At 67.1% G+C, this 26,886-nt stretch carries 22 protein-coding genes and 1 pseudogene; 13 read left to right on the top strand and 10 right to left on the bottom strand.

Annotated elements, in window-relative coordinates:
• Positions 1–134 precede the first annotated feature (134 nt).
• A complete protein-coding gene (locus tag ACFQ50_RS04565) occupies positions 135–2,147 on the bottom strand; it encodes a M3 family metallopeptidase (protein ID WP_377994322.1) in 2,013 nt (670 codons plus the stop codon).
• Between the two features lie 101 nt (positions 2,148–2,248).
• On the opposite strand from ACFQ50_RS04565, the pseudogene ACFQ50_RS04560 reads away from it, so the two are divergent.
• Positions 2,249–3,499: pseudogene (locus tag ACFQ50_RS04560) on the top strand (CapA family protein).
• 28 nt (positions 3,500–3,527) lie between these two features.
• Here ACFQ50_RS04560 and ACFQ50_RS04555 read toward each other — a convergent pair.
• Positions 3,528–4,280 (bottom strand): type 1 glutamine amidotransferase, encoded by a 753-nt coding sequence (locus tag ACFQ50_RS04555; RefSeq protein WP_377994321.1) that lies wholly within the window; start codon positions 4,278–4,280, stop codon positions 3,528–3,530.
• Positions 4,277–5,566 (bottom strand): MurT ligase domain-containing protein, encoded by a 1,290-nt coding sequence (locus ACFQ50_RS04550; RefSeq protein ID WP_377994320.1) that lies wholly within the window; start codon positions 5,564–5,566, stop codon positions 4,277–4,279. The genes ACFQ50_RS04555 and ACFQ50_RS04550 overlap by 4 nt, the downstream gene beginning before the upstream one ends.
• 91 nt (positions 5,567–5,657) lie before the next feature.
• Here ACFQ50_RS04550 and pdxT point away from each other — a divergent pair, with 91 nt between their 5' ends.
• The 9 genes from pdxT to ACFQ50_RS04505 all read left to right on the top strand — a co-directional run bounded on the left by pdxT (position 5,658) and on the right by ACFQ50_RS04505 (position 15,631).
• Positions 5,658–6,389 carry a pyridoxal 5'-phosphate synthase glutaminase subunit PdxT gene (pdxT, locus tag ACFQ50_RS04545; protein ID WP_377994319.1) on the top strand — a complete coding sequence of 244 codons (732 nt, stop codon included), beginning with the start codon at positions 5,658–5,660 and terminating at the stop codon, positions 6,387–6,389.
• A gap of 3 nt (positions 6,390–6,392) precedes the next feature.
• A complete protein-coding gene (locus ACFQ50_RS04540; RefSeq protein ID WP_003800675.1) occupies positions 6,393–7,148 on the top strand; it encodes a YebC/PmpR family DNA-binding transcriptional regulator in 756 nt (251 codons plus the stop codon).
• Positions 7,149–7,179: 31 nt separating this feature from the next.
• Positions 7,180–7,758 (top strand): crossover junction endodeoxyribonuclease RuvC, encoded by a 579-nt coding sequence (gene ruvC, locus ACFQ50_RS04535; protein WP_377994318.1) that lies wholly within the window; start codon positions 7,180–7,182, stop codon positions 7,756–7,758.
• A gap of 82 nt (positions 7,759–7,840) precedes the next feature.
• Positions 7,841–8,488, top strand: a complete 648-nt coding sequence (gene ruvA, locus ACFQ50_RS04530) for a Holliday junction branch migration protein RuvA (RefSeq protein WP_377994317.1) — start codon at positions 7,841–7,843, stop codon at positions 8,486–8,488.
• Positions 8,481–9,569: a Holliday junction branch migration DNA helicase RuvB gene (ruvB, locus tag ACFQ50_RS04525; RefSeq protein ID WP_377994316.1), complete on the top strand. Its 1,089-nt coding sequence runs from the start codon at positions 8,481–8,483 to the stop codon at positions 9,567–9,569. Before ruvA ends, ruvB begins: the two co-directional genes overlap by 8 nt.
• Positions 9,570–9,756: 187 nt before the next feature.
• Entirely contained in the window at positions 9,757–10,155 is a 399-nt protein-coding gene (yajC, locus tag ACFQ50_RS04520; protein WP_377994315.1) for a preprotein translocase subunit YajC, read from the top strand.
• A gap of 98 nt (positions 10,156–10,253) precedes the next feature.
• Positions 10,254–12,011, top strand: a complete 1,758-nt coding sequence (gene secD, locus ACFQ50_RS04515; RefSeq protein ID WP_377994314.1) for a protein translocase subunit SecD — start codon at positions 10,254–10,256, stop codon at positions 12,009–12,011.
• Positions 12,011–13,027, top strand: coding sequence for a protein translocase subunit SecF (secF, locus tag ACFQ50_RS04510; RefSeq protein ID WP_377994313.1), 1,017 nt, complete (start codon positions 12,011–12,013; stop codon positions 13,025–13,027). Before secD ends, secF begins: the two co-directional genes overlap by 1 nt.
• 210 nt (positions 13,028–13,237) lie before the next feature.
• The gene (locus tag ACFQ50_RS04505; protein ID WP_377994312.1) at positions 13,238–15,631 is read left to right on the top strand and encodes a RelA/SpoT family protein; all 2,394 of its coding nucleotides are present in this window, start codon (positions 13,238–13,240) and stop codon (positions 15,629–15,631) included.
• Here ACFQ50_RS04505 and ACFQ50_RS04500 read toward each other — a convergent pair.
• The 3 genes from ACFQ50_RS04500 to ACFQ50_RS04490 all read right to left on the bottom strand — a co-directional run bounded on the left by ACFQ50_RS04500 (position 15,512) and on the right by ACFQ50_RS04490 (position 18,982).
• Positions 15,512–16,276 carry a hypothetical protein gene (locus ACFQ50_RS04500; RefSeq protein WP_377994311.1) on the bottom strand — a complete coding sequence of 255 codons (765 nt, stop codon included), beginning with the start codon at positions 16,274–16,276 and terminating at the stop codon, positions 15,512–15,514. The genes ACFQ50_RS04505 and ACFQ50_RS04500 overlap by 120 nt on opposite strands.
• An 87-nt stretch (positions 16,277–16,363) precedes the next feature.
• Complete coding sequence (locus tag ACFQ50_RS04495) at positions 16,364–18,091, bottom strand: DUF349 domain-containing protein (RefSeq protein WP_377994310.1); 1,728 nt, start codon at positions 18,089–18,091, stop codon at positions 16,364–16,366.
• A gap of 72 nt (positions 18,092–18,163) precedes the next feature.
• Entirely contained in the window at positions 18,164–18,982 is an 819-nt protein-coding gene (locus tag ACFQ50_RS04490) for a peptidylprolyl isomerase (RefSeq protein WP_377994309.1), read from the bottom strand.
• 273 nt (positions 18,983–19,255) lie between these two features.
• On the opposite strand from ACFQ50_RS04490, the gene hisS reads away from it, so the two are divergent.
• On the top strand, positions 19,256–20,608 hold the full coding sequence (gene hisS / locus ACFQ50_RS04485; RefSeq protein WP_377994308.1) for a histidine--tRNA ligase: 1,353 nt from the start codon (positions 19,256–19,258) through the stop codon (positions 20,606–20,608).
• 1 nt (position 20,609) lies between these two features.
• Here hisS and ACFQ50_RS04480 read toward each other — a convergent pair whose 3' ends face one another.
• A complete protein-coding gene (locus ACFQ50_RS04480) occupies positions 20,610–21,902 on the bottom strand; it encodes an APC family permease (protein WP_377994307.1) in 1,293 nt (430 codons plus the stop codon).
• Between the two features lie 99 nt (positions 21,903–22,001).
• Between ACFQ50_RS04480 and aspS the strand changes: the two genes are divergently transcribed.
• Both aspS and ACFQ50_RS04470 read left to right on the top strand, forming a co-directional pair.
• Positions 22,002–23,789, top strand: coding sequence for an aspartate--tRNA ligase (aspS, locus tag ACFQ50_RS04475; protein ID WP_377994306.1), 1,788 nt, complete (start codon positions 22,002–22,004; stop codon positions 23,787–23,789).
• Between the two features lie 169 nt (positions 23,790–23,958).
• Positions 23,959–24,789, top strand: a complete 831-nt coding sequence (locus tag ACFQ50_RS04470) for a GNAT family N-acetyltransferase (protein WP_377994327.1) — start codon at positions 23,959–23,961, stop codon at positions 24,787–24,789.
• Between the two features lie 90 nt (positions 24,790–24,879).
• Here the strand turns inward: ACFQ50_RS04470 and ACFQ50_RS04465 are convergent, their stop codons facing one another.
• Genes ACFQ50_RS04465 through ACFQ50_RS04455 form a run of 3 tightly spaced genes read right to left on the bottom strand, consistent with a single transcriptional unit; the run spans position 24,880 to position 26,886 of the window.
• Entirely contained in the window at positions 24,880–25,128 is a 249-nt protein-coding gene (locus ACFQ50_RS04465) for a hypothetical protein (protein ID WP_377994305.1), read from the bottom strand.
• A gap of 28 nt (positions 25,129–25,156) precedes the next feature.
• Entirely contained in the window at positions 25,157–26,545 is a 1,389-nt protein-coding gene (locus ACFQ50_RS04460; RefSeq protein ID WP_377994304.1) for an MFS transporter, read from the bottom strand.
• 26 nt (positions 26,546–26,571) lie between these two features.
• A complete protein-coding gene (locus tag ACFQ50_RS04455) occupies positions 26,572–26,886 on the bottom strand; it encodes a Dabb family protein (RefSeq protein ID WP_377994326.1) in 315 nt (104 codons plus the stop codon).

The following is a 26,886-nucleotide window of genomic DNA, read 5'->3' as shown; positions in this document are numbered from 1 at the left end:
GTCACCTTCCAAGGTGACCGGCCGCCGTCGTCGTTTAAGCACTTGGAGTTTTTGTCCACATAATGGGACCTAAACACCCCCGAAGTCGCGACAAATGGACAAAAACTCCAAGCCCTAAGGGGTGGTTGCCTTCGTTATTCGAGGCCGCGGCGCTTGAGTAACGGCTCGAGGGTGGCGTCGCGTCCGCGCAGGGTGCGGAACGACTCGAGCGGGTCCCGGCTGTTGCCGCGGGAGAGGAGTTCCGCGCGGAAACGGTCGCCGTTGGCCCGGTTGAGGCCGCCGTTTTCGGTGAACCAGTCCACGGTCTCGGCGTCCAGTACCTCGCTCCAGATGTAGGAGTAGTAGCCCGCAGCGTAGCCGTCGCCCGCGAAGATGTGCTGGAAATAGCCCGTCCGGTACCGCGGCGGAATCAGCGGATGAGCCACCCCGGCGGCGGCCAGGGCCTTCGCCTCGAACGCGAGGGCGTCCGCCGGAACGCCGTCGGCTTCCAGCACGTGCCAGGCCAGGTCAAGCAGCGCCGCGCCGAGGTACTCCGCGGTGGCGAACCCTTCGCCCCACAGGCGGGACAAATTGAGCCGGTCCACGATGTCCTGGGCCAACGGTTCCCCTGTGGCATGGTGGCGGGCGTAGTTGGCCAGCACCTCCGGCCACATGATCCACATTTCGTTGACCTGGGACGGGTACTCCACGAAGTCTCGCGGTACCGACGTGCCGGAGAAGCGTGGATAGGTGACGCTGGAGAACAGGCCGTGCAGGGCATGGCCGAACTCGTGGAACGCGGTGCGCACCTCGTCGAGCGTAAGCAGCGTCGGCTCGCCCGCGGGCGGCTTGGAGATGTTCAGGTTGTTGATGACCACCGGCTTGGTGCCCAGAAGTGCCGACTGGTCCACCAGGGAATTCATCCACGCGCCGCCCCGTTTGGTTTCGCGGGCGTAGTAGTCGCCCAGGAACAACCCCAGCTCTGCTCCGTCCGCGTCCCGGACCTCCCAGATCCGGACATCCTCGTGATAGCCCGCGAGGTCCGCGCGCTCATGGAAGGTGATGCCGAACAGCGAGGTCGCGGCGAAAAACACGCCGTCCGTCAGCACCCGGTCCAGCTCGAAGTACGGCCTGAGGGTCTGCTCGTCCACGGCGTACCGTTCCCGTCGCACCTTGGCGGAGTAATAGGCCCAGTCCCAGGCCTCCAGCGGGTGGCCGGCTGTCTCGGCCAGGGCGGCGGCCTCGGCATCGGCGTTCCGGACGGCGGCGGGCGCCAGCCTGTTCAGCATGGTGCGGACCGCGCCGAAGTCCGGGGCCGTCTGCCGGTCCACCACCAGTTCGGCGTAGTTGGCGAAGCCCAGCAGGACGGCCTTTTCGGCGCGGAGCCGGACCATGAATTTCACGAGGTCGAGGACGTCGAGGTCACCGCCGGTGCTGCCGCGGGCCACAGAGGCCTCGAAGAGCCGCCGGCGCACGTCCCTGTTGTCCAGCGCGGCCAGGGCGGGCTGATTGCTTGGCTGGATGAGCGTCAGGAGGAACTTGCCCCCATGTCCGGCAACGCGCGCTGCTTCAGCGGCGCTGGCGATCTCGTCCGCGGGAAGGCCGGCGAGGTCATCGGCGCTGTCCAGCAGCAGGGCGGCGGACTTCATCGCTTCCTTGACGCGCTGCCCGAATTCCGTGCCCAGCCGGGACAGCTCGGCGTTCAGCAAACGGAGCCTGTCCTGGCCGGCGTCATCCAGCTGAATGCCGGACTGGCGGAATTCCTTGAGATACTCCTCCACCAGCCGTGCCGGTTCGGCGTCCAGGCCTGCGGTGTGCACGGCGGCGAACCGCTCGTAGAGCGGACGGTTGAGGTAGACGGCGTCCTGGTGGGCGGCGAAGCGGGGCGACAGTTCGGTTTCCAGCTTCCTGATGGCCTCGGAGGCGTCGGCCGAAACCAGGGTGAAGAACGACGCCGCGGCGCGGTCCAGCAGGCGGCCGGACCGTTCCATGGCCAGCGCGGTGTTCTCGAACGTGGCCGGCCCGGGGCAGTCCACGATGGCCTGGATCTCGGCCAGATGCTCGGCGAGTCCGGCATCAACCGCCTCGGCATAGTGGGCGTCGTCGATGTCGGCGAACGGCGGCAGTCCGAAGGGCAGGGCGCTGGGGGACAGGAGGGGATTGGTCATGAAGCAACCCTTTCATGCAGTCCTGCGGTGCACAACGTTTTGGGCGGCCCGCTGCGGGCCGGTTGCCCGGCGTCGGCGTTCCCCGGACATACGCTGGGGCCATGGGGAACAACAACACAGCTGGCCGTGCGCAATACGTGGCCGTCGCCGCACTGCTGACGGTGGCGCTGGCGTCCTGCGGCGTGATCGCCGAGCAGGCCAGGCCCAGCGGCGGGGCCACCGCAGCTCCAACGCCGACGGCGGCTCCAACGCCGACGGCGACCCCCAGCCCGAGTGCCGCAGCCACGCCCACGCCGGGGGCCGGCCCCGCATGCACGGCGGTCCGCTGCACGTCCGTCTTGGTCACCGGTGACATGCTGGTCCACGCCCAGCTCTGGCAACAGGCCCACGAGGACGCCGTGGCCGGCGGCGTCAAAGGGCTCGACTTCGGTCCGCTGCTGGAAGGCCAGCGGCGCTACATCGAACAGAGCGACCTCGCCATCTGCCACCAGGAAACGCCGGTGGCCCTGCCCGGTGGCCCGTTCTCCGCATACCCGTCCTTCAACGTCCCGCCGCAGATCGCCGCGGCCGCCAAAGCCGTCGGTTACCGGGCCTGCACCACGGCCAGCAACCACACCATCGACCAGGGCACCGAGGGCCTCACCAGGACACTGGACGTGCTGGACGCAGCCGGGCTGGAGCACACCGGCTCCTACCGGACGCTGGCTGAGTCCCGCGGCATCCTCATCCTGCAGACTGAAGCCGCCCGGATTGCGGTCATCGCGGGCACCTACGGGCTCAACGGCCAGGTCCCGGAACAGCCGTGGCAGGTGGACATGCTCGACGCCACGGCCATGATCGCCAAAGCCAAAGCGGCCCGGGAGCAGGGCGCGGACATCGTGCTTGCCGCCATGCACGCGGGGGACGAGTACTCCAGCGCCCCCAACGCGCAGCAGCTGCAGGTGGCGCACGCGCTGGCGGACAGCGGGCAGTTCACCATGGTTTACGGGCACCACACGCACTCGGTGCTCCCCGTCGAAAAGTACAAGGGAACATGGATCGCCTACGGGCTGGGAAATGGCGTGACGGAACTCTCTCCGGCCTACGTGGTCAACAACGAGGGCCTGCTGCTCCGGGCACAGTTCAGCCGGGACAGTGCCGGCAGGTGGACCGCATCCGACGTCGCCTGGGCACCGTCAGTCATCGTCAGCGCCCCCTAACGCTGGTGCTCCGTGGCCGCGGACGCCCCGCAGGGCGTCTGCGCCAGTCCAGCGGCCGACGCCGACACCAGGTTGCGGACCAAACAGGTGGTGGAGTCCATGGGCGCGGTGCAAGCCGGAGCCCACGAGCTGCTGGTCACCAAGGACCGGTGACAGGAGAGACCGCCCGGCCGGGCAGCCCCTAGCGAGGCCGGCGAGCAGCGTGCTCGCGGGCCAGGACGGCGTAGCGGTCGTCCGCTTCGCCGGGCGTGAAGGTTCCGTACTTGCGTTCGACGGCGGTCCGGATCAGGAAGTCGGCGATCGCCGGGTTCTTGGGCAGCAGGGAACCGTGCAGGTAGCTGGCCACGATGTTCCGGTACCGGGCGCCCTCCTGGCCATCACTGCTGTTGTTGCCGGTGCCCTTCGCCACTGTCCCCAGAGGTTCGACGCCGGGGCCCAGGGTGGTCTGGCCGCTGTGGTTCTCGTAGCCGAGCACTTCGCCGAACTCGGCCGTGGTTACCCTGACGTTGCCGATCAGCCGCTCATCCGTGCCCTGGGTCTCCACGTCCAGAACGCCGATGCCGGGAATGACCGGGCCGGAGCGGGTCTTGAAGAAGCGGCCGAAAAGCTGGTAGAGCCCGCAGATGAGCAGCATCGGCGTGCCGTCCTCGGCCATCCCCTTGAGGAGGCCGGCCCGGGACTGGAGGTCATCCTGGATGACGAGCTGGCCGCTGTCCTGACCGCCGCCGCCCAGGATGATGTCCACGCCCTCCGGGAATTCGTCGCCCACGTTGTACTCGAGTAGTTCCGGCGTGTAGCCGTGCCACTTGAGGCGTTGCTGCAGCACGAGCGCGTTGCCCCAGTCGCCGTAGATGTTCATCTCCCGCGGGTACAGCTGGAGGACCCGGATGGTTCCCTTTGGTGCGGCGGTGCCGGCGGTCGGTTCGGGGGTCAAGAGACCACCTCCACTGTAGTGATTTTGGACAGCTCACGGCGGATGGCGAGCATCGCGGTGTAGGTGCAGAAGACCCGCTTCGGCCTGCCTTTGCCCTTGCGGATGAAGTCGGCCAGGGCGGCCGGGATGTCGGTATCCGCCGCCCCGATCTGCACTTCGTCGTACTGCAGGCGCAGGGCCATGTCGTACGCGCGGGAGCCCGTGACCTGGTCCACGCCTTCTGCGCGCAGTGAGTCGAAATCGACGTCCCACAACCAGGACATGTCGCGGCCGTCAGCGTAGTTGTCGTTGATCGCGATCATGGTGGCGTAGCCGCCCGAGGGGAACGACTTGAGGCCCAGCCGGAAACCGCTGGGGTTCTTGACCAGGACCAGATCCAGCGGAAGCCCGTCCACGGTGAGGCTTTCGCCGCGTCCGAACGCCGGGGCCACCTCGGACAGGGCCTTCAGGAGGGTGCCGTGGTCCGCCGTGGCGGCGCCGCTGCCACAGATGCTGCGGGCCAGGGCCAGCGCCGCCGCGGCGTTGAAGATGTTGTAGACGCCACGGAGCTTCATCCCGGTGGTGACCGTGACGCCGTCGTACTCAAAATCGGCGTCATCGGCACCCACGCGGCGGAGGACGACGTCGGCCTGCGGCCGTTCCGGCACCGCGGGTACGGGGCTGCCCGGCCCGGCGCGTAGTTCATCGTCGCTGGGGAAGGTGCCCAGCAGGGAGTCGTCCAGGCCAAAGTAGAGGACCTCGGGACCCTGCAGCGTATCGGCGATCCGGGCCACCCGCGGGTCCTCGCGGTTCAGCACTACAGTCCCCGTGGTCTTGGAGGCGATGTGCTGGAGGAGCTGGGCGGTCTTGTCGATCTCACCGAAGCGGTCCAGCTGGTCGCGGAGGACGTTCAGCAGCAGGCTGTAGCGCGGCGGGACCCGGTTGACGAAGTGCACGGCGTGGGCCTCATCCAGTTCCAGCACGGCGATGTCGGCGTCGAGCCGTCCCCGCCAGTCGACATCGCCGAGCAGGGCAGCCGCCACGCCTCGGGTGAAGTTGCTGCCGGTGCGGTTGGTGAACACCTTCAGGCCCTGGCTTTCGAGCAGCTCCACCACCATCTTGGTGGTGGTCGTCTTGCCGTTGGTGCCGCTGACCACGGCCACGCCGTGGGGAAGGGTGGACAGGGTCCGCTGCATGAAGCCGGGATCGATTTTTTCGACCACCAGGCCGGGGAATGCAGAGCCTCCGCCCCTGAGCCGGGAAACCCGGCGGACGAACTTGCCGAGCGGAACGCTGAGGGAAAACATGCTCTGTAATATATCCCAGCAGCGGCATGCAATGTGGCGGGCCCCCGACGGCGGGACCGTCGGTTTGTGCCCGGGACACTATGCTGTTTAGATGACCAATTCCCTTTCCAGCGCCCTTCCGCGCCCGGCCGGCGTGGCCAAAAAGCCCGGGTCTGGCCTGCGCATCGGCGTTCTGGCGCTCCAGGGTGACTTTCGTGAGCACCTCCGGGCGGTCGAGACCGCCGGCGCCGCCGGCGTGGGCGTCCGCCGCCCGGCCGAGCTCGAAGGACTCGACGGGCTCATCATTCCCGGCGGCGAGTCGACGGCCATCGACAAGCTGGCCCGCGCCTTCGATCTGGCGGAGCCGCTGCGTCGGCGGATCGCCGGTGGCCTCCCGGTGTACGGCTCCTGCGCGGGCATGATCCTGCTGGCGGACGACATCGCCGACCCCGCGGCAGACCTGGCCGGAAACCCGCAGCAGACGTTCGGCGGCCTGGATATCACGGTGCGCCGCAACGCATTCGGCCGGCAGCGCGAGTCCTTCGAGACCGACCTCGACTTCAAGGGCCTGGAGTTCAGCGCCACAGAGCAGGGCGTGGCGCCGGTTCACGCGGTGTTCATCCGCGGCCCCTGGGTGGAGCGCGTCGGACCAGGCGTCGACGTCCTGGCGCAGGTGGAGCCGGCCGACCAGGAGCACGCCTCCCACGCGGCCGATCTGCAGGGGACAGCTAGAATTGTTGCAGTGCGTTCAGGCCAACTGCTGGCCACCTCATTCCACCCGGAAGTGACAGGGGAGAAGCGCGTGCATGAACTTTTTATCCGCATGATCAGAGGAGAAGCGTAAAGCATGTCAGGCCACTCCAAATGGGCAACGACCAAGCACAAGAAGGCCATCATTGATAGCCGCCGGGCAAAGTCGTTCGCCAAGCTGATCAAGAACATCGAAGTCGCGGCCCGCATGGGCGGCCCGGACCTCGCCGGCAACCCCGGACTCGAACTGGCCGTCACCAAGGCCAAGAAGACGTCGGTTCCGAACGACAACATTGACCGCGCCATCAAGCGCGGCGCCGGGCTCACCGGCGAGGTCGTGGACTACACAGAGATCATGTACGAATGCCGGGGCCCGCAGGGCTCGGCGCTGCTGATCGAGTGCCTTACCGACAACAAGAACCGTGCCGCGTCCGAGGTCCGGCTGGCCATCTCGCGCAACGGCGGCACCATCGCCGACCCGGGCTCGGTCAGCTACCTGTTTACCCGCAAGGGCGTGGTGACGCTGCCCAAGAACGACCTCACCGAGGACGACGTCCTCATGGCCGTGCTGGATGCCGGTGCCGAGGAAGTCAAGGACAACGGGGACACCTTCGAGATCCACTCCGATCCGAAGGACCTGCAGGCCGTCCGCGATGCCCTCAAGGAAGCCGGCATCGACTACGACACCGACGAAGCCGAGTTCGTGCCCTCCATGGAGGTGCCGCTGGACCTCGATGCCGCCAAGAAGTTCATGAAGCTCGTTGACGCCCTTGAGGACCTCGACGACGTCCAGAACGTCTACAGCAACGCTGACCTCAGCGACGAAGTTCAGGCAGCCCTGGAAGCCGAGTGATTCTCCGCGTGGCGGACCGGGGCGGTTGCACGTGACGCTGCGCGTACTGGGCATCGACCCCGGGCTGACCCGCTGCGGCATCGGCGTGGTGGACGTCGAAAAGAACCGCCGCGCCACCATGGTGGCCGTCGGCGTGGTGGGAACGTCCCCCGAGGAAACACTCGACCAGCGGCTGCTGGTGATCGCCCTCGCCATCGACGACTGGCTCGACCGCTACGAGCCGCATGTGCTCGCGGTGGAACGCGTCTTCTCGCAGCTCAACGTCAGCACGGTCATGGGCGTAGCCCAGGCCTCCGGCGTCGTCATCGCCGCCGCCGCCCGGCGCGGCATCCCCGTGGCGCTGCACACGCCGTCGGAGGTGAAGGCGGCGGTGACGGGCAGCGGTTCCGCCAACAAGGAAGCCGTCACCAAGCTCGTCACCAAGATTCTCCGACTTGATGCGCCCCCGCGCCCCGCGGACGCGGCGGATGCCCTGGCCCTCGCCATCACGCATGCCTGGCGGGCAGGCGGCGGCGCATCCGTCGCCACCACCGGTCCCGGCAGCCAGTCGCTGACCCCGGCCCAGCGCGCCTGGGCTGAGGCGGAGGCCAAGGCGCGCCGTGCGCGCTGAATGTCGCCGGCCCTTGCTAGGGTATTCGTAGATATGTTCGGATAGTCGGTTTTTTGCCGGCGCAAGTTCAGGAGCCCCGGCCTTGATTAGTTTTCTCCGCGGAACCGTGGCGCACGTCGGACTGTCCACCGCCGTCATCGATCTCAATGGCGCCGGCATGAGCGTCTACGCGACGCCGCGGACGCTCAGCAACCTGCGGACCGGCGAGGAGGGGAAGCTTTTCACCTCACTGATCGTCCGGGAGGACTCCCTGACCCTGTTCGGCTTCGCCAGCGACGACGAACGGGAAGTTTTCGACGTCCTGCTCAGTGTCAGCGGTGTGGGTCCGCGGCTCGCCCTCGCGGTCCTCGCTGTGCATGATCCTGAGGCCATCCGTGTGGCCGCGCACACCGAGGACAGCAAGACTTTCACCAAGGTCCCGGGGATCGGCCCGAAGGTTGCCGGGCGCATCGTCCTGGAACTCGCCGGGAAATTGGTTCCGCACGGCACGGCTGCTCCCGCCGGAGCTCCCGCTCCGTCATCCGAAGGGGTCTGGAAGCCGCAGGTCGTGGCCGCCATGACCAGCCTGGGCTGGTCCGAAAAGGACGCCTCCGGCAGCATCGACAAGGCCCTGGCAGATGCCCCGGACCTCGCCGGCGAAGGCAATGTTGCCGAGATCCTGCGCACCACGCTGCGCTGGCTCGGCCAGGACGGAGCGCGGGCAGGCAACAGGGTAGGCAGCCGTGGCTGAGCCGTCCCTGGTCGCCGGGGGAGAGGAGCCGGAAGAACGGGCCATCGAGGCAGCGCTCCGGCCCAAGAACCTCGACGACTTCGTGGGTCAGCACAGGGTCCGCAAACAGCTGTCCCTGGTGTTGAAGGCATCCCGGATGCGCGGGCGCAGCGCAGACCATGTGCTCTTTTCCGGACCCCCCGGCCTCGGCAAGACCACACTCGCCATGATTGTTGCTTCGGAGATGAACGCGCCGCTGCGGATCAGCAGCGGCCCGGCCATCCAGCACGCCGGAGACTTGGCCGCCATACTTTCCTCGCTGTCCGAAGGCGAAGTCCTCTTCCTGGACGAGATCCACCGAATGTCCCGCCCGGCCGAGGAAATGCTCTACATGGCCATGGAGGACTTCCGCGTTGACATCGTGGTGGGCAAGGGCGCCGGGGCCACGGCCATTCCGCTGGAGCTGCCGCCCTTCACGCTGGTGGGTGCCACCACCCGTGCCGGGCTCCTTCCGGGTCCGCTCCGGGACCGCTTCGGTTTCACTGGGCATCTGGAGTTTTATTCGGTGGAGGAGCTGGAGCTGGTGCTCCGCCGGTCTGCCGGCCTTCTGGACCTGAAGGTAAACTCGGCCGGCTTCACTGAGATCGCCGGCCGCTCACGCGGCACGCCCCGTATCGCCAACCGGCTGCTGCGGCGGGTCCGGGACTGGGCGCTGGTCCACGGCATCGAACAGATTGACGCCCGGTCAGCCTCCGCCGCGCTGGACATGTACGAGGTAGACAAGCGCGGGCTGGACCGGCTGGACCGTTCCGTGCTGGAGGCGCTGATTACAAAATTCGGCGGCGGTCCGGTGGGCCTGTCCACCCTTGCCATTGCCGTGGGGGAAGAGCCGGAGACTGTAGAGACGGTTGCCGAGCCGTACCTGGTCCGGGAAGGGCTGCTGGGCAGGACGCCGAGGGGCCGGATCGCCATGGCCCCGGCATGGGCGCACCTTGGACTGGCAGCACCGGCAGGAGTCTTTGGCCAGGAGACCCTGAACCTTTTCGAAGCCGGGCCGGGCGATGAACAATCGTCATCCGAATGGGTTTCCAACACCCAATAGCAGCGCCCTCCCAGCTTTTCCCTCTAGACTGGAGAGACGCTCGGCACGTCCGGGCTTTGTTTCCGTGTCCCGCTTCGGCGGGCCGCCCGCGGCCGGTCTGCCGTGTCAGGGCGGGCAGCCCGGTGCAAAGCGGACGTCGTCGTACACCAATACGCCAGTACAGATCGGAAACTTCCCCGTGGATCCAATGAACATCGTCTTGTTCGCCATGCTCGGACTATTTGTCTTCATGATGTTCCGCCGCAACAAGAAGACCAAGGAGCAGCAGGCAACGCTGCAGTCCCAGTTCGAGCCTGGGGTCGAGGTCATGACCAGCTTCGGTCTGTTTGGCCGGATTGTCTCCATGGATGACGAAGAGAACAAAGTGGTGCTGGAACTCTCTCCTGGCAACCTCGCCACAGTCCACCGCCAGGCCGTGACCAAGATCGTGGAGCCCGCCGCCGAAGCGCAGGCCCTTCCCGATGAGGCGCCGGCCGTTCCCGATGACGCCTCGTCTCTGGCGGCTGATGAAAAGGCAATCGCGGCCGACGAGACGCCGGACGAAACCCTCAAGCGCCTCAATGACGAGGGCAAGAAGGACATCTAGTCCGCCGCTTCCGCACAACAGCTGTCTACGGCTGCGGAGCCGCCGGCTGCGACAAGGCTCGCTCCGGCGGCCCTCCGCAATTAATAGAAAGATAGGCAATGGCACGAACTGGCCGCAATAAACCATCCCTTCGGGTGCTGGTCTGGCTTGGCGTAATCCTGGCTGCCATGACGGCCGTCCTTGCGGGCGGCGCAATGTCCGGGGTTGCCAGCTGGAGCCCGAAGCTTGCCCTGGACCTGGAGGGCGGCACCCAGATGATCCTGGCTCCCAAGATTGAGGGTGGCTCGGACATCAACGAGGAGCAGCTCAACCAGGCGGTGGCCATCATCCGCCAGCGCGTGGACGGCTCGGGTGTCGCAGAGGCTGAAATCAGCACGCAGTCCGGCCGGAACGTGGTGGTGAGCCTTCCCGGCACGCCGTCCACGGAGACCCGCGCCCTCATCCAGGCTTCCGCGGACATGAACTTCCGCCCCGTCCTCGTCACCGGCGCGGGTGCGGCGGTTCCCGCCGCGCAGCGGACACCTGCTGCCCAGCTGCCGAAGCCGACGGCCAAGCCGACCAACGCCAGCGATTCGAACTGGATCACCGCGGACGTCCAGAAGCAGTTCGAAGCCCTCGACTGCGACAACCCGGCGCAGGACAAGCAGCAGCGTTCCGACCCGGCCAAGCCGCTGGTCACCTGTGAGCCCGCCACCGACCAGACCCCTGCGATCAAGTACATCCTGGGGCCGGTCGAGGTCAAGGGTGTGGAAATCCAGGGCTCGACGTTCCAGCTTCAGCAGGGCGCCCAGGGTGCCGTCACCAACGAATGGGCTGTGAACATCCAGTTCAACGCGGAGGGCACGGCCAAGTTCAAGACGGTCACCGAACGCCTCAACCAGTTCTATGTTGCTGCCGGCGGTGAGACCGGCAGCGACCCCAAGTCGCAGTTCGCCATCGTCCTGGATGACCAGGTCATTTCGGCCCCGCGGTCCCAGGCCGTAATCACCGATGGTCGCCCGCAGATCACCGGCGGCTTCACGGAAAAGTCCGCCAAGGCGCTATCCGACCAGCTCCGGTTCGGTGCCCTGCCCATCAGCTTCGACATCCAGAGCGAACAGCAGATTTCCGCCACCCTCGGTGGTGAGCAGCTCCGGATGGGCCTGCTCGCGGGCCTGATCGGTTTGCTGCTGGTGGTTGTCTACTCGCTGTTCCAGTACCGCGCGCTCGGATTTGTCACCATCTTCTCGCTCGTGGTGGCGGGTGCGCTCACCTACCTTGCCATTGCCATCCTCGGCTGGACCGAAAACTACCGGCTGTCCCTCGCCGGCGTCGCCGGTCTCATCGTGGCCATCGGCCAGACAGCTGACTCGTTCATCGTTTACTTCGAACGCATCCGCGATGAGCTCCGCGAAGGCCGGGGCCTGGTGTCGGCAGTGGAGAACGGCTGGAAGCGGGCCAAGCGGACCGTCCTGGCATCCAAGGCGGTCAACCTCCTGGCTGCACTCGTGCTGTATTTCGTGGCCGTCGGCAACGTGCGGGGTTTTGCCTTCACGCTCGGCCTGACCGCCATCGCCGACCTCATCGTCGTGTTCATGTTCACCCACCCCACGCTGCAGCAGCTGGCCAGGACCCGGTTCTTTGGCGAAGGCCACAAGTTCTCCGGCCTTGACCCCGAGCGTCTCGGCGCGGTGCCGCTCTACCGCGGCGCCGGCAGGCTCCGCAGCCCCGAGGACAAGCCGTCAGTGGTGCGCGCCAAGAACACCGGAGCTGCGGCTGAGGCTGAGCGCCGGATGACCATCGCTGAACGCCGTCGCGCGGAGCAGCAGGAGCAGCTCGCCGGTTCCTCCAAGGGCCCGGCCAAGGAGGGCAAGTAATGTCCAGTTTCGCGAAATTCGGTAACGAGCTCTACACGGGCAAGCGTTCCTACGACTTCGTCGGGGCCAAGAAAATCTGGTTCATCGTGGCCGCTGTGGCGGTTGCGCTGTCCATCCTGATCCCGGTGGTCAAGGGTGGCTTCAACCTGGGCATTGAGTTCCGTGGCGGTTCCGAGTTCACGGTGTCCAACGTCAAGACCACCGAAGCAACCGTGGGTGAGAAGGCTGTCCACGACGTCGTTCCGGGCAGTGTGCCGCGCGTCGCCAACGTCGCCGGAACCACCATGCGAATCCAGACGGACAAGCTCTCCGACGACGAGACCATCAAGATCAAGGAAGGCCTCACCAAGGCCTACGGCGTGACCGACAACGAGGTGACCTCCACTTTCGTCGGACCCACCTGGGGAGCCGACGTCACTAAGCAGGCCCTGATCGGCCTCGTGGTCTTCGTTGCCCTCGCGACGGTCCTGATGGCGCTCTACTTCCGGACCTGGAAGATGTCACTCTCGGCGATTGCGGGCATGCTCGTCACGATGTTCATCACGGCCGGTGTCTACGCCCTGAGCGACTTCGAGGTAACGCCGTCGGCGATCATCGGGTTCCTTACCGTGCTCAGCTACTCGCTGTACGACACCGTGGTGGTGTTCGACAAGATCCGTGAAAACACGGCCGATATCGACGCCTCCACGCGCCGGACCTTCGGCGAGGAAGTCAACCTGGCGGTCAACCAGACCCTGGTCCGCTCCATCAACACCATGATGGTGGCCATCCTGCCGGTCGGGGCGATCCTGTTCATCGGGGCCGGCCTGCTGGGCGCCGGTACCCTGCGCGACCTTTCACTGGCACTGTTCGTCGGGATCCTGATCGGCACCGCCGCGACGATCTTCATCGCGGCGCCGATGTACGCCTGGCTGCGCCAGGGCGAGGCGCCGCTGGTCAAGCAGGCCCAGCGTGTCAAGCAGCGCCGCGCCGACGCTGCTGCCAAGGCTGCGGCCGCCGAGCCCGCGAAAGCATAGGCCCCCGCAAAAGCGTAGAACCCCAAGACCGGATGCCGTCAGCGTGACGGCGTCCGGTCTTGGCGTTATATACGCCTGTGGCGGACTTGCCGGGCCGCGCGCATAGCGGGCTGTGCAACCGGCTGCGCCGTTGGTGACGGACGCGGTTATCGGTCGGGCCCGGAGCGGGAATACACTGGGATAATTAAACGGGTCGTGAGGGGTACTTCATTGGAAGAAGGTTCGACGTCGGCGCCATCGGCAGCCGGGGGCAACGGTCCGGGCCAGGGACAACAGACTGGCTTGGTGGCTGCCGGGCGCCCGGCACCCGGGGTGCCCGTCGACAACTCCGGCGTCCGGCCCACATTCCCGGGCCGGCGTGAGCGCACCAGGTCCCGCCTGGCCCGGCTGACGGGCCGCAGCACCGCGACCTATTCGCCCATCCTGGAGCCGCTTCTGCGGACCGTGCGGGCGAACAACCCCAAGGAAGACTTCGACCTCATCCAGCGCGCCTTTGTGGTCGCGGAACAGAGCCACCGCGGGCAGAAGCGCAAGAGCGGTGATCCTTACATCACCCATCCCGTCGCCGTCGCGACGATCCTTGCGGAACTGGGCCTCAGCGGCACCACCCTGGCCGCGGCGCTGCTCCACGACACAGTGGAGGACACGCCCTACACCCTTGAGGACCTTCGGGCAGACTTCGGCCCTGAAGTGGCCATGCTGGTCGATGGCGTCACCAAGCTGGATAAGGTCAGCTTCGGCGAGGCAGCCCAGTCCGAGACCGTCCGCAAGATGGTCGTGGCCATGGCCAAGGACATCCGCGTCCTCATGATCAAACTCGCGGACAGGCTCCACAACGCGCGCACGTGGCGTTTCGTCTCCGCGGAATCGTCGGCCCGCAAGGCCCGGGAAACGCTGGAAATCTTCGCGCCGCTGGCACACCGGCTGGGCATGAACACCATCAAGTGGGAGCTTGAGGACCTGTCCTTCGCGGCGCTCTATCCCAAGGTGTACGAGGAAATCGTCCGCATGGTGGGCGACCGCACGCCGGAGCGCGAAAAGAGCCTCAGCGTGATCCGGAACCAGATCGCCGACGACCTGCGCACGGCAAGGATCAAGGCCACGATCACCGGACGGCCCAAGCACTACTACTCGATTTACCAAAAGATGATCGTTCGGGACAAGGACTTCGACGACATCAACGACCTCATGGGCGTCCGGGTCCTGGTGGACTCGGTCCGGGACTGTTACGCCGCCCTGGGCACCCTGCATTCGCGCTGGAACCCGCTGCCTGGCCGGTTCAAGGACTACATCGCGATGCCGAAGTTCAACATGTACCAGTCCCTCCACACCACGGTGATCGGCCCCGGCGGCAAGCCGGTTGAAATTCAGATCCGCACGCATGAAATGCACCGCCGCGCGGAGTACGGTGTGGCCGCGCACTGGAAGTACAAGGACCAGCCGAACCGGACCGCCACCGGACCCGGCAGCCCGCGCGACGGCGACATGGGCTGGCTGCGCTCACTCGTGGACTGGCAGCAGGAGACCTCGGACCCCGGGGAGTTCCTCGACTCCCTCCGGTTCGAAATCAATGCCCGCGAAGTCTTCGTGTTCACCCCGAAGGGCGAGGTCATGGCGCTGCCGGCCGGCTCCACCCCGGTGGACTTCGCCTATGCCGTGCACACAGAGGTGGGCCACCGCACCATCGGCGCCCGCGTTAACGGCAAGCTCGTGCCGCTCAACAGTGAGCTTAACCATGGCGACTGGGTGGAGATCTTCACCTCGAAGGCCGAGGGTGCGGGTCCCAGCCAGGACTGGCAGCACTTCGTCAAGAGCGCCCGGGCACGCAACAAGATCCGGCAGTGGTTCAGCAAGGAACGCCGTGAAGAGGCGATCGACCGCGGCAAGGAGCTGCTGACCCGCGCCATGCGGAAGCAGAACCTTCCGCTGCAGCGTCTGATGACGCACGACGCGCTGGCCGCCGTCGCCGAGGACTTCAAGTACGTTGACATTTCCGGACTGTACGCCGGAGTAGGCGACGGCCACACCTCCGCGCAATCCGTCATGGAAAAGCTCGTCGAGAGCCTTGGCGGCAACGAAACGCCCGATGACGACCTCACGGAAGTCAGCATTCCCACCCAGGTCAGCAAGGCCCGGTTCTCGGATTCCGGCGTGGTGGTCCGCGGCGTGGGCGACGTCTGGGTCAAGCTGGCCCGCTGCTGCACCCCCGTGCCGCCGGACCCGATCCTTGGCTTCGTGACGCGCGGCTCGGGAGTGTCGGTGCACCGGACCGACTGCACCAACGTGGCCGGCCTGAAAGACCAGCCTGACCGGATTGTCGACGTCGACTGGGCGCCGACGCAGTCGAGTGTGTTCCTGGTGGAGATCCAGGTGGAGGCGCTGGACCGGAAGTCCCTCCTCTCCGACGTGACGCGGGTGCTGTCCGAAAACCACGTGAACATCCTGGCGGCCAGCGTCCACACGTCCACGGACCGCGTGGCCATCTCAAAGTTCGCTTTCGAGATGGGCGACCCGAAGTACCTCAGCCACGTGCTCAGTGCCGTACGGAGGATCGACGGGGTGTTCGACGTCTACCGGACCACGGGGAACCGCCGGAGAAGCTAGCAGCGAGAGCTTCTCCAGGGCTGCGTTCTTGTGCGGCAGCCGGGGCATCGCCTCCACCGCCAGGACAAGTAGCCGGAGCCTGACATCGAGCTCGGGCTTGTCCAGGAGCAGCCGCAGGGCAGGAACGGCCCTCTCGGCCTCCACGTGCAAGGCGATGTCCAGTGCTGTCCTGAGCGGACTTGAGACCATCAGGCCGCCCAGGCTGACGACATCGAACGGCCCCAGCCGGACCTCGTGAAGCGTGCAGCCACGGGTGGAGCGAAGACTGGAGATCCGGCGTTTGGCGTCCACCAGAAGGGCCAGCCGGTCCGGTTCGCGGGCGCAGCCGTAAATCCAGGCTGCCGTCATCCGTCCAGCCACCACACGCCGGCGGACCGGCGCGGGCACCCCGTGGGCCGCGGCACGCGCCCGCAGCTGCGGGGAGGCTGCCGTCCCGGGAACGGTGTAGCCGTGCTGGTAGAGCTGCGTGAGCACGCCGTCGGCCGCCATGGACTGGAGCTCCGGCCAAGTGAAAGGAAGCCCCGGCGAATAGAGCTCCAGCAGCTGGGCGGGGGAGTCCGCGGGCGGGGAGCCGCCCCGGGCCTGGGTAGCATGGGCCTGAAGCACAGCTGTCTGCGAAACAGGGGGCTGGGAGAACGGTGCCATTCCGTCATCCTGCCGGAAGCGGCGTTAACGGGTAAGGCCCCGCCCCGGCTATGTGGATAACCGGAGCGGGGCCCTTGCCGAAACTGGCTAGGAGAGCTCGCTCGCTGAACGCTGAATCTGGTCCAGCCACGCCTGGCGGGCCTCCAGGGCTTCCCTGGCAGCCTTGATCTTGCGCTGGTCGCCTGCCTTCTCTGCGTCGGCCAGGTCATCCTTCAAGCCGGCGATGGCGGATTCGAGCTGGCTCAGGGCGCTGTTGGTCCGCGCCTTGGTCTCCGGGTTGGAGCGCTGCCACTTCTCGTCCTCGGCCTGGCGGACGGCATCCTCGATCCGGCGCAGCCCGGCCTCGATCCGGCCCATGTCCGCACGCGGAACCTTGCCAGCCTCTTCCCAGCGGTCGTGGATGGACTGCAGCGCCTTCTTGGCAGCCGTGATGTCCCTGACCGGAACGATGGACGATGCTTCCTCGAGGAGCGCCTCCTTGACCACCAGGTTCGCCGCGTACTCCTGGTCGATCTCGTCGTTGGCGGCCTGGCGCGAACTGAAGAAGACGTCCTGCGCGGCGCGGAACCGGGCCCACAGGGCGTCGTCGTCCTTGCGGCTGGCGCGCGGTGACGCCTTCCAGTCGTCCATCAGCCGGCGGTATTCCCCGGCAGCGAAACCCCAGTCCGTGGACGAGGACAGTGCCTCGGCCTCCGCAATCAGTTTCTCCTTGGCGGCCTTCGCCGCCGAGTTGTTGCTGTCCAGCTGGGAGAAGTAGGCGCGGCGGTGCCGGTCGAAGACGGTCCGGGCGGCGCGGAAACGCTTCCACAGGGCGTCCTCGTTGCTGCGGCCCAGCCGTACCCCGCTCTTCTGCGCGGTCTTCCAGCTTTCAAACAGCTCGTTCATGCGCGCGCTGGACGTCTTCCACTGAACCTGGGCCGGATCGGTGCCGGAGATCGCCTCGGCCTCGGCCACGATGGCCTCGCGGGCGGCCAGCTCGGCGGCACGAATGGCGTCGTGCTGCGCCTTTTCCGCCTTCTCCAGCTCGGTGATCTGGGTGGCCAGGGTGTCCAGCCGGCTCTCCGCAGAACGGATGTCGCCCACCATGTTCCGTTCGGCGAGTTGCTCGTGCAGGTGCGTCACGGTCTTCTGCATGTCCGTAGTGGGGGCCTTCGAGGCCACCCGCTGTTCCAGCAGGACAATCTGGGCGACGACGTCGTCATACTTCCGCGCGAAGTAGGCCAGGGCCTCGTCGTTGCTGACGTCCGGGTACTGGCCGACCGGGTGCTCTTCGCCGTCGATGGTCAGGAACACGTGGCCGTCGCCCTCAACGCGGCCCCAGCGGGCGGCTTCGGCCAGCGAGGTGGCTGGCGGTGCCTGCACCGGTGTCACCGTGGCGGCAGGACCGGCCTTGGGCCGGCCGGCAAAAGCGGCGGGCGTCGGCGCGGGCCGGGGTGTCGGCGTCGGACGCGGCGACGGTGCGGGGCTGGGTGCCGGGGCTTCCTGCGCAGCCTCGGGCTGCGGGCTGGCGGCGGCTTCGGCCGGGGCAGCGTCCTCCTGTGCCGTGTCTTCCCGCGCCGTGTCCTCCTGCACAGCCTCCGACTGTGGGCTTTCCTGCGCGGCCTCGGGCTGTGCCGCCTCCTCGGCCCCGGCCGCATCCTCAGGCTGCGTGGCCTGGGGCTGCTCTGCATCCACAGGCGCAGCCGCATCCGCGGCCTGCACCGCCTCGGCGGGCTGCACCCCCTCGGCCGGCTGCACCGCATCCACGGATTCGGGGGAAGCCTGGACCTCGGTCACTTCGGCTGCTGTTTCGTCGGATTTCTGACTGTCTGTCACCGCTAAAAGTCTTTCGCTTGGAGGAAGATACTCATTCATAAGTCGCCCGTGGCGGCTGGCGCCACGAGGTTCCTACTTCAGAGAAAACGAGTCTATCGTGACTGCTTCCGCAGGTGCGCCGTCCGTGTCACTTTCGCCCGTCTTAAGACCGGCGGCGGCAATCTTGGTCACGACGTCAAGGCCCGAGGTCACCTTGCCCACGATGGTGTAGCCACCTGCAGAGTCCGCCGGGATGACGGTGTCCTTATAGACAATGAAGAACTGCGTGCCGTTGCCGTAGGCGTTGTTGCCCGTTCGGGCCACCGCAATGGTTCCGGCCGGGTACTTGTTGTTTGCCGGCGTGTTCTCTAGCGGACCCCAGGTGTAATTGGGGTCGCCCTGGCCATCGCCGGTCTTGGAGCCGCACTGCAGGACGCCAAAGTTCTCGGCGGTGGTGAGGCGGTGGCAGCTGACGCCCTTGTAGTAGTTCTGGTCAGCCAGGGACTTGAACACCGCGGCGGCCTGCGGGGCCTTGGTGCCGTCCAGCTGCACACCCAGGGTGCCGCTGTTCAGCTTCAGCGACCCGGTGAACGTCTTGCCGGCCGCCGTCGCGGGCTTGGGGATGTTTGCCGCATTGGTCTTCGCGGCAGTCGGAGTGGCGGAGGCGGAGGGGGCGGCCGACGGCGTGGCCAGGCCCGCCTCGGCGGCGGCGAATTCCTCTTCGGTCGGATTCGCGGCAAACACCGTCAGTTGAAGCACGACGGCGAGCACCACCGCCGCGGCTCCCGCACCTCCCGCTATCAGGTTGTCCCGCTTGCGGCGTTTCTCCTGGTCACGACGAAGCTCGCGTTTGGCCTCCATCTGCTGGATGCGCCTCTTGGCTTCGCGTGTTTCGCGTGGACTGGCCGCCACGGGTCCTCCTCATCGATCGGACTGCCCGGGCAGGCCCTGAAGGCATCCCCGGCTGCAGATTGTGCTGCTGCAGATTTGAACTGCGGCAGCCCGCCGTCGCCCGTCCTCCCGCATTAGAGATGCAGGCGCCGAAAGCATAAACTGACTGCCGCACATAAGTTTATGCAGAACAGGCTGGACTCCCGCCGCTGCCGCAGCTGTTTGATTCAAAATGGCGACGCGGAATTTGGCGCAGCGGCGCCGGCCTTCGTTTACCTGAGGAGAAACTCCACCATGGCACGCACCGCCTCCCTGTCCGGATTCCCCGAGTGGCTTCCCGAGGAGCGGCTGGTGGAGCAGCATGTCCTGGACACGCTGCGCCGCACCTTCGAACTGCATGGTTTCGGCTCCATTGAGACCCGCGCCGTGGAAACCGTGGGCCAGCTGCTCCGCAAGGGCGAGATCGACAAAGAGGTCTACGGCCTGAGCCGGCTCCAGGACGATGAGGGAGAGGAAGCGAAGGGCAAGCACGATCCGCACGCCCTCGCCCTGCACTTTGACCTCACCGTGCCCTTCGCCCGGTACGTCGTGGAAAACGCCGGGTACCTGGCTTTCCCCTTCCGCCGTTACCAGATCCAGAAGGTCTGGCGCGGTGAACGCCCGCAGGAAGGCCGCGCCCGTGAGTTCACCCAGGCGGACATTGACGTGGTGGGTGACGGTGACCTGCCCTTCCGCTACGACGTCGAGATCGCTTTGGTCATCGCCGAGGCGCTGGGCGCCCTGCCGATCCCGGAGTTCCGCCTGCGCATCAACAACAGGAAGCTCGCCGAAGGCTTTTACCGCGGCATCGGGCTGACCGATACTGCGGGAGTGCTCCGCAGCATCGACAAACTGGAAAAGATCGGCCCGGAGAAGGTGGCCGAGCTCCTCAAGTCCGAGCTTGGCGCCACGGACGAGCAGGCACAGGCGGCCCTGAAGCTCGCCGGCATCAAGACCGAGGACACGTCCTTCGCGGCGCAGGTACGCTCGCTCGGGGTCAGCAACGACCTCCTGGAGGAGGGCCTGAACGAACTCGAGCAGGTGATCGAGGCCGCCGTGAAGCGGGTCCCCGGCAAGGTTGTGGCCGACCTCAGCATCGCCCGCGGACTGGACTACTACACCGGTACCGTCGTGGAAACCGTCCTGGTGGGCCACGAGCAGCTCGGCTCGATCTGTTCCGGCGGCCGCTATGACGCCCTGGCGAGCAAGGGCAACCGGAAGTTCCCCGGCGTCGGGCTGTCCATCGGTGTGACCCGGCTCGTCTCTCGCATCCTCAGCCAGGACCTGGCCAAGGCCTCCCGTTCCGTGCCCACGGCGGTGTTCGTGGCGCTCACCTCGGACGGGAGCTGGGGCGAGGCCCAGGACGTGGCCACGGAGCTGCGCAGCCGCGGCATCCCTGCCGAGGTTGCCGCCAAGGCGGAGAAGTTCGGCAAGCAGATCAAGTTCGCAGACCGCCGAGGCATCCCGTTCGTCTGGTTCACGGACGAGGACGGCAAGCACCAGGTGAAGGACATCCGCTCCGGCGTGCAGGTCGACGCCGATCCGGCGACGTGGACGCCGTCGGACGAGGACATCCGCGTCCAGGTGCTCGCCGCGCCCGCCTCTTGAGCTAGCGTTTCCCGAGCCGCCGTAGCCGTCGCCTCCGGAACGTCAGAACAACGGCGCGCCCGGCGAGTCCGGCGGCCATGACCGCTGCCATGCCGAGCGCCGAGGCAGCCGGCAGGGTGAACGCCAGGACCAGGCACCCGGCCAGCCCTGCGGCATTGAGCCATCTGGGCGCGTGCCGGGGCCGGTCCCGGAGCGTGAACGCGGCGGCATTCGTCACGGCGTAATAGAGCAGGACGCCGAAGCTGGAAAAGCCGACCACGGTCAGCACGTCGGTGGTGAGCAACAAGAGAACGACGACGGCGGCCACCGCCAGTTCGGCGGTCACCGGCACCGGATGGCGTCCGCCCAGCCGTGCCAGGGGGCCGGGAAGGTCGCGTTCGCGGGCCATCGCCATGGCCGTCCGGCCCACGCCCGTGATCAGCGCCAGCAACGCGCCGAGTGATGCGGCGGCGGCACCTGCCTGGACGAAAGGGGCTCCGGCGGCCAGCCGGGACTGCTCCACGGCGTCGAGCAGCGGCGCCGTCGATGAGGCCAGCACCTGTACCGGAAGATGCGCCAGAAGCACTGCGCCCAAGAGCAGGTAGATGACCAGCGCGCCGGCCAAGGCACCAAGGATGGCCCGCGGAATGACGCGCGCCGGGTCCTTGACCTCCTCGCCGAGCGTGGCAATGCGCGCATAGCCGGCAAAGGCGAAGAACACCAGGCCTGCGGCGGGCAGGATGCCCCAGAAACTGGCGGCCGGTCCGGGAAAGGCGCCGGCCGGTCCGGAAACTGTCCCGCCATCGGCAACATGCGGCCCCAGGATGCTCGCCGCGGCCACGAAGGCCAGGGTGGCCAGGACCAAGGCCAGCAGGATGCGCGTCAGGAAGGCGGTCCGGGTGATGCCCAGCAGGTTCACGCCGGTCAGTGCGGCCACCGCTGCGATGGCCACGGGGGTGGCGTAGTCCGGCGCGACGTACTGGCCGAAGGTCAGGGCCATGGCCGCGCAGGAGGCCGACTTGCCGGTGACAAAACCCCAGCCCGCGAGGAAGCCTGGCCACTCGCCCAATTGCTTCCGCCCGTAGACGTACGTTCCGCCGCTCTGCGGAAATTTCGCCGCGAGCTGCGCCGAGGCGACGGCGTTGCAATACGCCACGGCACCGGCCAGGGCGATGGCCACCAGGAGCAGCTCCCCGGCCAGCCGGGCAGCCGGTGCGAAGACGACAAAAACGCCGGCGCCAAGCATGGATCCGAGCCCGATGGCTGTTGCGTCCGCCACACCAAGCCTCCGTTGCAGCTGCTGGTGCTTGGTCATGGCAGGGCAGGAACCTTTCAAACGGGTAAACTCGGACGGGATCGTTTCCGCAACGATCGTCTTCAAACTTCATTCTGTCTTCCTTCTGAAAGGAATGCTGTGCTGCGCACACATGACCTTGGATCCCTTCGTTCCGAGCACATTGGACAAACCGTAACCCTGGCAGGCTGGGTTGGCCGCCGTCGTGATCACGGTGGTGTCGCATTCGTCGATCTGCGTGACGCCTCCGGCGTGGCGCAGGTGGTGGTCCGTGAGGAAGAGGTCTTCCATGGACTGCGCAACGAGTACGTGCTCCAGGTGACCGGTACGGTCTCCAAGCGTCCGGAAGGCAACGAGAACCCAGGCCTGGCCTCCGGCGAGGTGGAGGTCATGGCGGACAAGGTGGTCATCCTCAACACCGCCGACGCGCTGCCGTTCCAGATCGACGAGCACGTTGAGGTGGGCGAGGAAGCGCGCCTGAAGCACCGCTACCTGGACCTGCGCCGCCCGGGTCCCGCCCGTAACCTGCGCCTGCGTTCGGAGGCCAACCGCGTGGCCCGCGAGCTGCTGCACCAGGACGGCTATGTGGAGATCGAGACACCCACGCTGACCCGTTCGACGCCGGAAGGCGCCCGTGACTTTGTGGTGCCGGCCCGCCTCGCGCCGGGTTCCTGGTACGCGCTGCCGCAGTCCCCGCAGCTGTTCAAGCAGCTCCTGCAGGTGGGCGGCTTCGAGAAGTACTACCAGATCGCCCGCTGCTACCGCGACGAGGACTTCCGCGCGGACCGCCAGCCCGAGTTCACCCAGCTGGATATCGAGGCCAGCTTCGTGGACCAGGACGACATCATTTCGCTGGGCGAAAACATCGTCAAGGCGCTGTGGAAGCTGATCGACGTCGAGATCCCCACCCCCATCCAGCGCATCACGTACGCCGACGCCATGGCGCGGTACGGCTCGGACAAGCCGGACCTCCGCTTTGGCGTGGAGCTCACCGAGCTGACTGAATTCTTCAAGGACACCAACTTCGGCGTTTTCAAGGCCCCGTACGTCGGCGCCGTGGTCATGCCCGGCGGGGCATCCCAGCCGCGCCGCACCCTGGACGGCTGGCAGGAATTCGCCAAGCAGCGCGGTCACAAGGGTCTGGCGTATGTCCTGTTCAAGGAAGACGGCGAGCTGGCCGGTCCGGTGGCCAAGAACCTGACGGACACTGAGCGTGCAGGCCTGGCCGGTGCCGTAGGCGCCAAGCCCGGCGACTGCATCTTCTTCGCCGCCGGTGAGAAGTCCGCAGCCCGCGCCCTGCTCGGTGCCGCCCGCGTCGAGATCGGCCACCGCACCGGCCTGATCGACCCCAGCGCCTGGGCCTTCTGCTGGGTGGTGGACGCGCCGATGTTCGAGCCCGCCGCCGCAGCCGTGGCTTCCGGCGACGTGGCCGTGGGTGCCGGCAAGTGGACGGCCGTCCACCACGCCTTCACCTCGCCCAAGCCCGAGTTCCTTGACACATTCGACAAGGACCCGGAATCGGCCCTGTCCTACGCCTACGACATCGTCTGCAACGGCAACGAAATCGGCGGCGGTTCCATCCGTATCCACGAGCGCGATGTTCAGGAACGGGTATTCGAGCTGATGGGCCTGGACCGGGCGGACGCGCAGACCAAGTTTGGCTTCCTGCTGGAAGGCTTCAAGTTCGGTGCCCCGCCGCACGGCGGCATCGCCTTCGGCTGGGACCGCGTGGTGGCCCTCCTGGCAGGCGTGGAGTCCATCCGCGACGTAATCGCGTTCCCGAAGACCGGCAACGGCTACGACCCGCTGACTCAGGCTCCCGCGCCGATCACACCGCAGCAGCGCAAGGAAGCCGGCGTCGACTTCAAGCCCGAGGCCAAGAAACCGGAAGAGAAGAAGGCCGACTGAGCCGCGCGGCCCGACGCGTGAGTTTACGCCAAGCTTAACCAGGAGCAGGAGGCTCCCCGGATCTGCACTGTAGATCCGGGGAGCCTCCTGCCGTTGACGAAGGAGTGCCACGGCCGTGACCGATCTGCCGGATGCCGACCTGCCAGATGCAGCTGTGCCGGGTACAGCCATGCCCGACCTGGAAACCGCCATGGATGCAGCCTGGCCCGCACCGGACCGGGAGCCGTCCGGCGGCTGGGTTCTCCGCGCGGCCGCGGGCGTGACCCAGCGCGCCAACTCCGTCTGGCCGCGGTCGGAACCCCTGGGCACGAGGGACGAACGGCTCACTGCCCTGCGGGATGCCCGGGCCTGGTACCGCCGCCGCCGGCTACCGGTGATCTTCCAGGTGTTCGACACGCCGGGAAGCTCCGCGCTGAATGCCGTCCTGGATGAGGAAGGGTTCAACCGGCAGTCCGACACGCTGATCATGCTGCGGAAAGCTGACATGGCACCGGCGGCCGGCGTGGAAGTACCGCAACCCGGTGCCGGCGTCGAAATTACGGGGCAGCCATCGGCCGAGTGGCTGGAGCTCTGGTGGTCCGTGGACGGCCGCGGCGGCGCCGCGGAATTGGAGACTGCCCGTGCCATCCTCACCGGCTGCCCGGCGCTGTACGCCCTGGTGAGGGACGACGACGGCCAGCCGGCCGCCGTCGGACGCCTTGCCGTTGTGCCGGGCGCGGGAGTTGATCCCGGCGGTGCAATTGTTCCTGGCGTGGCAGTCAGCTGGGGCGGGCTGTACTGCATGGCCACCAGGCCCGACGCCCGGCGCCGGGGCTTCGCCAGCCGGGTCCAGCAGGCTCTGTTCCGTGAGGGTGCGGCGCGGGGGCTGGCAGGCTACTGGCTGCTGGTCATGGCGTCGAACGCCGCGGCCCGGGAGCTGTACTCCCGGGCAGGTTTCACTGGAGTGGCCCGCTATTACTACCGGCAGGAGCGGCCGCGGCGATTCCTGACCGGCTGTTGACCCGCCGTTTCGACGGTTCCCCGCCCACACGACGATGCGCAACGTCTTGCGGGCAGGGAACCGTCGAAACGGGGCGGAAGCAGCGCGGTGTTACGGGCCCTCGGTCAGATAGTGCAGGCCCATCCATGGGGCGGTGACCAGCTCGCCGTCGTGCTGTGGCTTTGCGGACTGTGCCTCGGCGGACTGTGCCCCGGCAAACTGTGCCCCGGCAAACTGTGCCTCGGCAACGAACGCTTGCGTGGCGGCTTGCGGTTCCTGCGGGCGGGTCGCCGCCAACCGGGGGACCTGGAGCGGCCAGTGGTGCGGGTACCTGATGCGGTGGCTGGTGTGTTGCGTCATGGTCTTTCCTTCCTTGCGGCCCAAAGGCTCAGGGGTGCTGGAGGGCGGGCTGCTGCGCTTCGGCCTGCCGCCGGCGTGCGGTACCCGCCAGGTAGGGTCCCCCGAGCTCTTCGATCGGCGTGGCGGCGGTCTCGCGGGACCAGAACGCGGATCCTGCGGCGATGAGCATGCAGACAGTGCCGAAGATGGCCACGGGCACCCAGCCCCAGGCCCCGGGGGCCAGCAGCATCCCTGCGATCATCGGGCCAAAGCCGGCGAGGACCAGGCCCAACTGGTTCCCCAGCGCCATGCCGGAGTAACGGACGGGAGCTGCGAACTGTTCGGCGAAGAACGCCGGCCAGACGCCGTTGAAGCCGGAGTACAGCACCGTCATGTTCAGGAATGCGGCAAGGAACACCAGCACGATATTGCCGGAGGAGAGCGCCAGGAAATACAGGAAGATCGTGATGGAGCAGCCGATCGCGGCGGTCAGCAGGAGGGGGCGCCGCCCGATCCTGTCGGACAGCCTGGCGGCGAGCGGCATGGCGAACATGGACAGGCCGATGGCCACGGCGTTCACGGTCAGGATGGCGGCCCGGTCGAACCCGGCGCCGGCCGTGGCGTAGGCGAGTCCGAAGACCGTGAAGATGGTCTGCATGACGGACATGATGGACATGCCCGCCACCCGCAGCACATCCGGGGCCTGGAAGCGGAGTACTTCCTTGAGGGGCATCGGGGCCACCTGGCGCTGTTCCTGGGCTTCCTCGAAGACCGGGGTTTCATCCAGGTGCGTGCGGACCCAGTACGCGATGGCCAGCACCACGATGGAGAGCCAGAACGGGATGCGCCAGCCCCAGCTCAACATGGCCTCGCGGGGCAGTGATGTCACGGGGATGAAGACCAGGGTGGCCAGCACCATGCCGGAGGCATACCCGGTCATCACGAAACTGGTGAAGAACCCGCGCCGGCCCTCGGGCGAGTGTTCCAGCGTCAGGGTGGACGCGCCCGCCGATTCCGCGCCGGCCGAGAAGCCCTGCGCCAGCCGGCCCGCCACCAGCAGGATGGGGGCCCAGACGCCGAGCTGGCCGTAGGTGGGCAGGAAACCGATGCCGAGGGACGCCAGGCCCATGATGCCGAGGGTCAGCAGCAGGATCTTCTTGCGGCCCAGCTTGTCGCCGAAGTGGCCCATCACCAGGCCGCCAACAGGCCGCGCCACATACGCGACGCCGAAGGTGGCGAAGGCGCCGATCAGCCCGATGGCCGGGTCCGCTGAGGGGAAGAACAGGTGGGGGAACACGAGGGCTGCCGCGGTGCCGTAGATGAAGAAGTCGTAGTACTCCAGCGTGCTGCCGAGGAAGGACGCCAGGGCGGCCTTGCGGGGCGTCTTACGTTGAACGGGGGTCTCGTGCGGAACCTGCGGTGATGGGGTAGTGGTCACGGGAATCTCCTTAAGACTGCGTTGTCTCAATGGGTGCCGGCGTGGTGTTCCGGGAGGTGGAAGTCCACCGCGAGGATCTGCCGGCTGTTGGGGAACGAGTACGCCTTCAGCGGCTCGTGGAGCGGATGCGTGTTGTACACGGCGATGTCCTCAACACTTTCGAAGTCGGCCACGATGGCGTAGTCGAAGGAGCGTTCGGTGTTCAGGACGTCCGGGCCGTGGCTGAGGCTGTGCATGCCTGGGATCTTTCCGGCCATGTTGTTGAGCCCGTCAATCCAGGCCTGCCGGTCCGCCGGCGGGAAGTCGGGCTTGAACTGGAAGAGCACGGTGTGGCGGATCAT

This window comes from Arthrobacter sp. NPDC056493 (assembly GCF_042795115.1).
GTDB lineage: Bacteria > Actinomycetota > Actinomycetes > Actinomycetales > Micrococcaceae > Arthrobacter.
The sequence above is the reverse complement of the archived record's forward strand: the minus strand, read 5'-3'. Positions and strand labels throughout refer to the sequence as shown.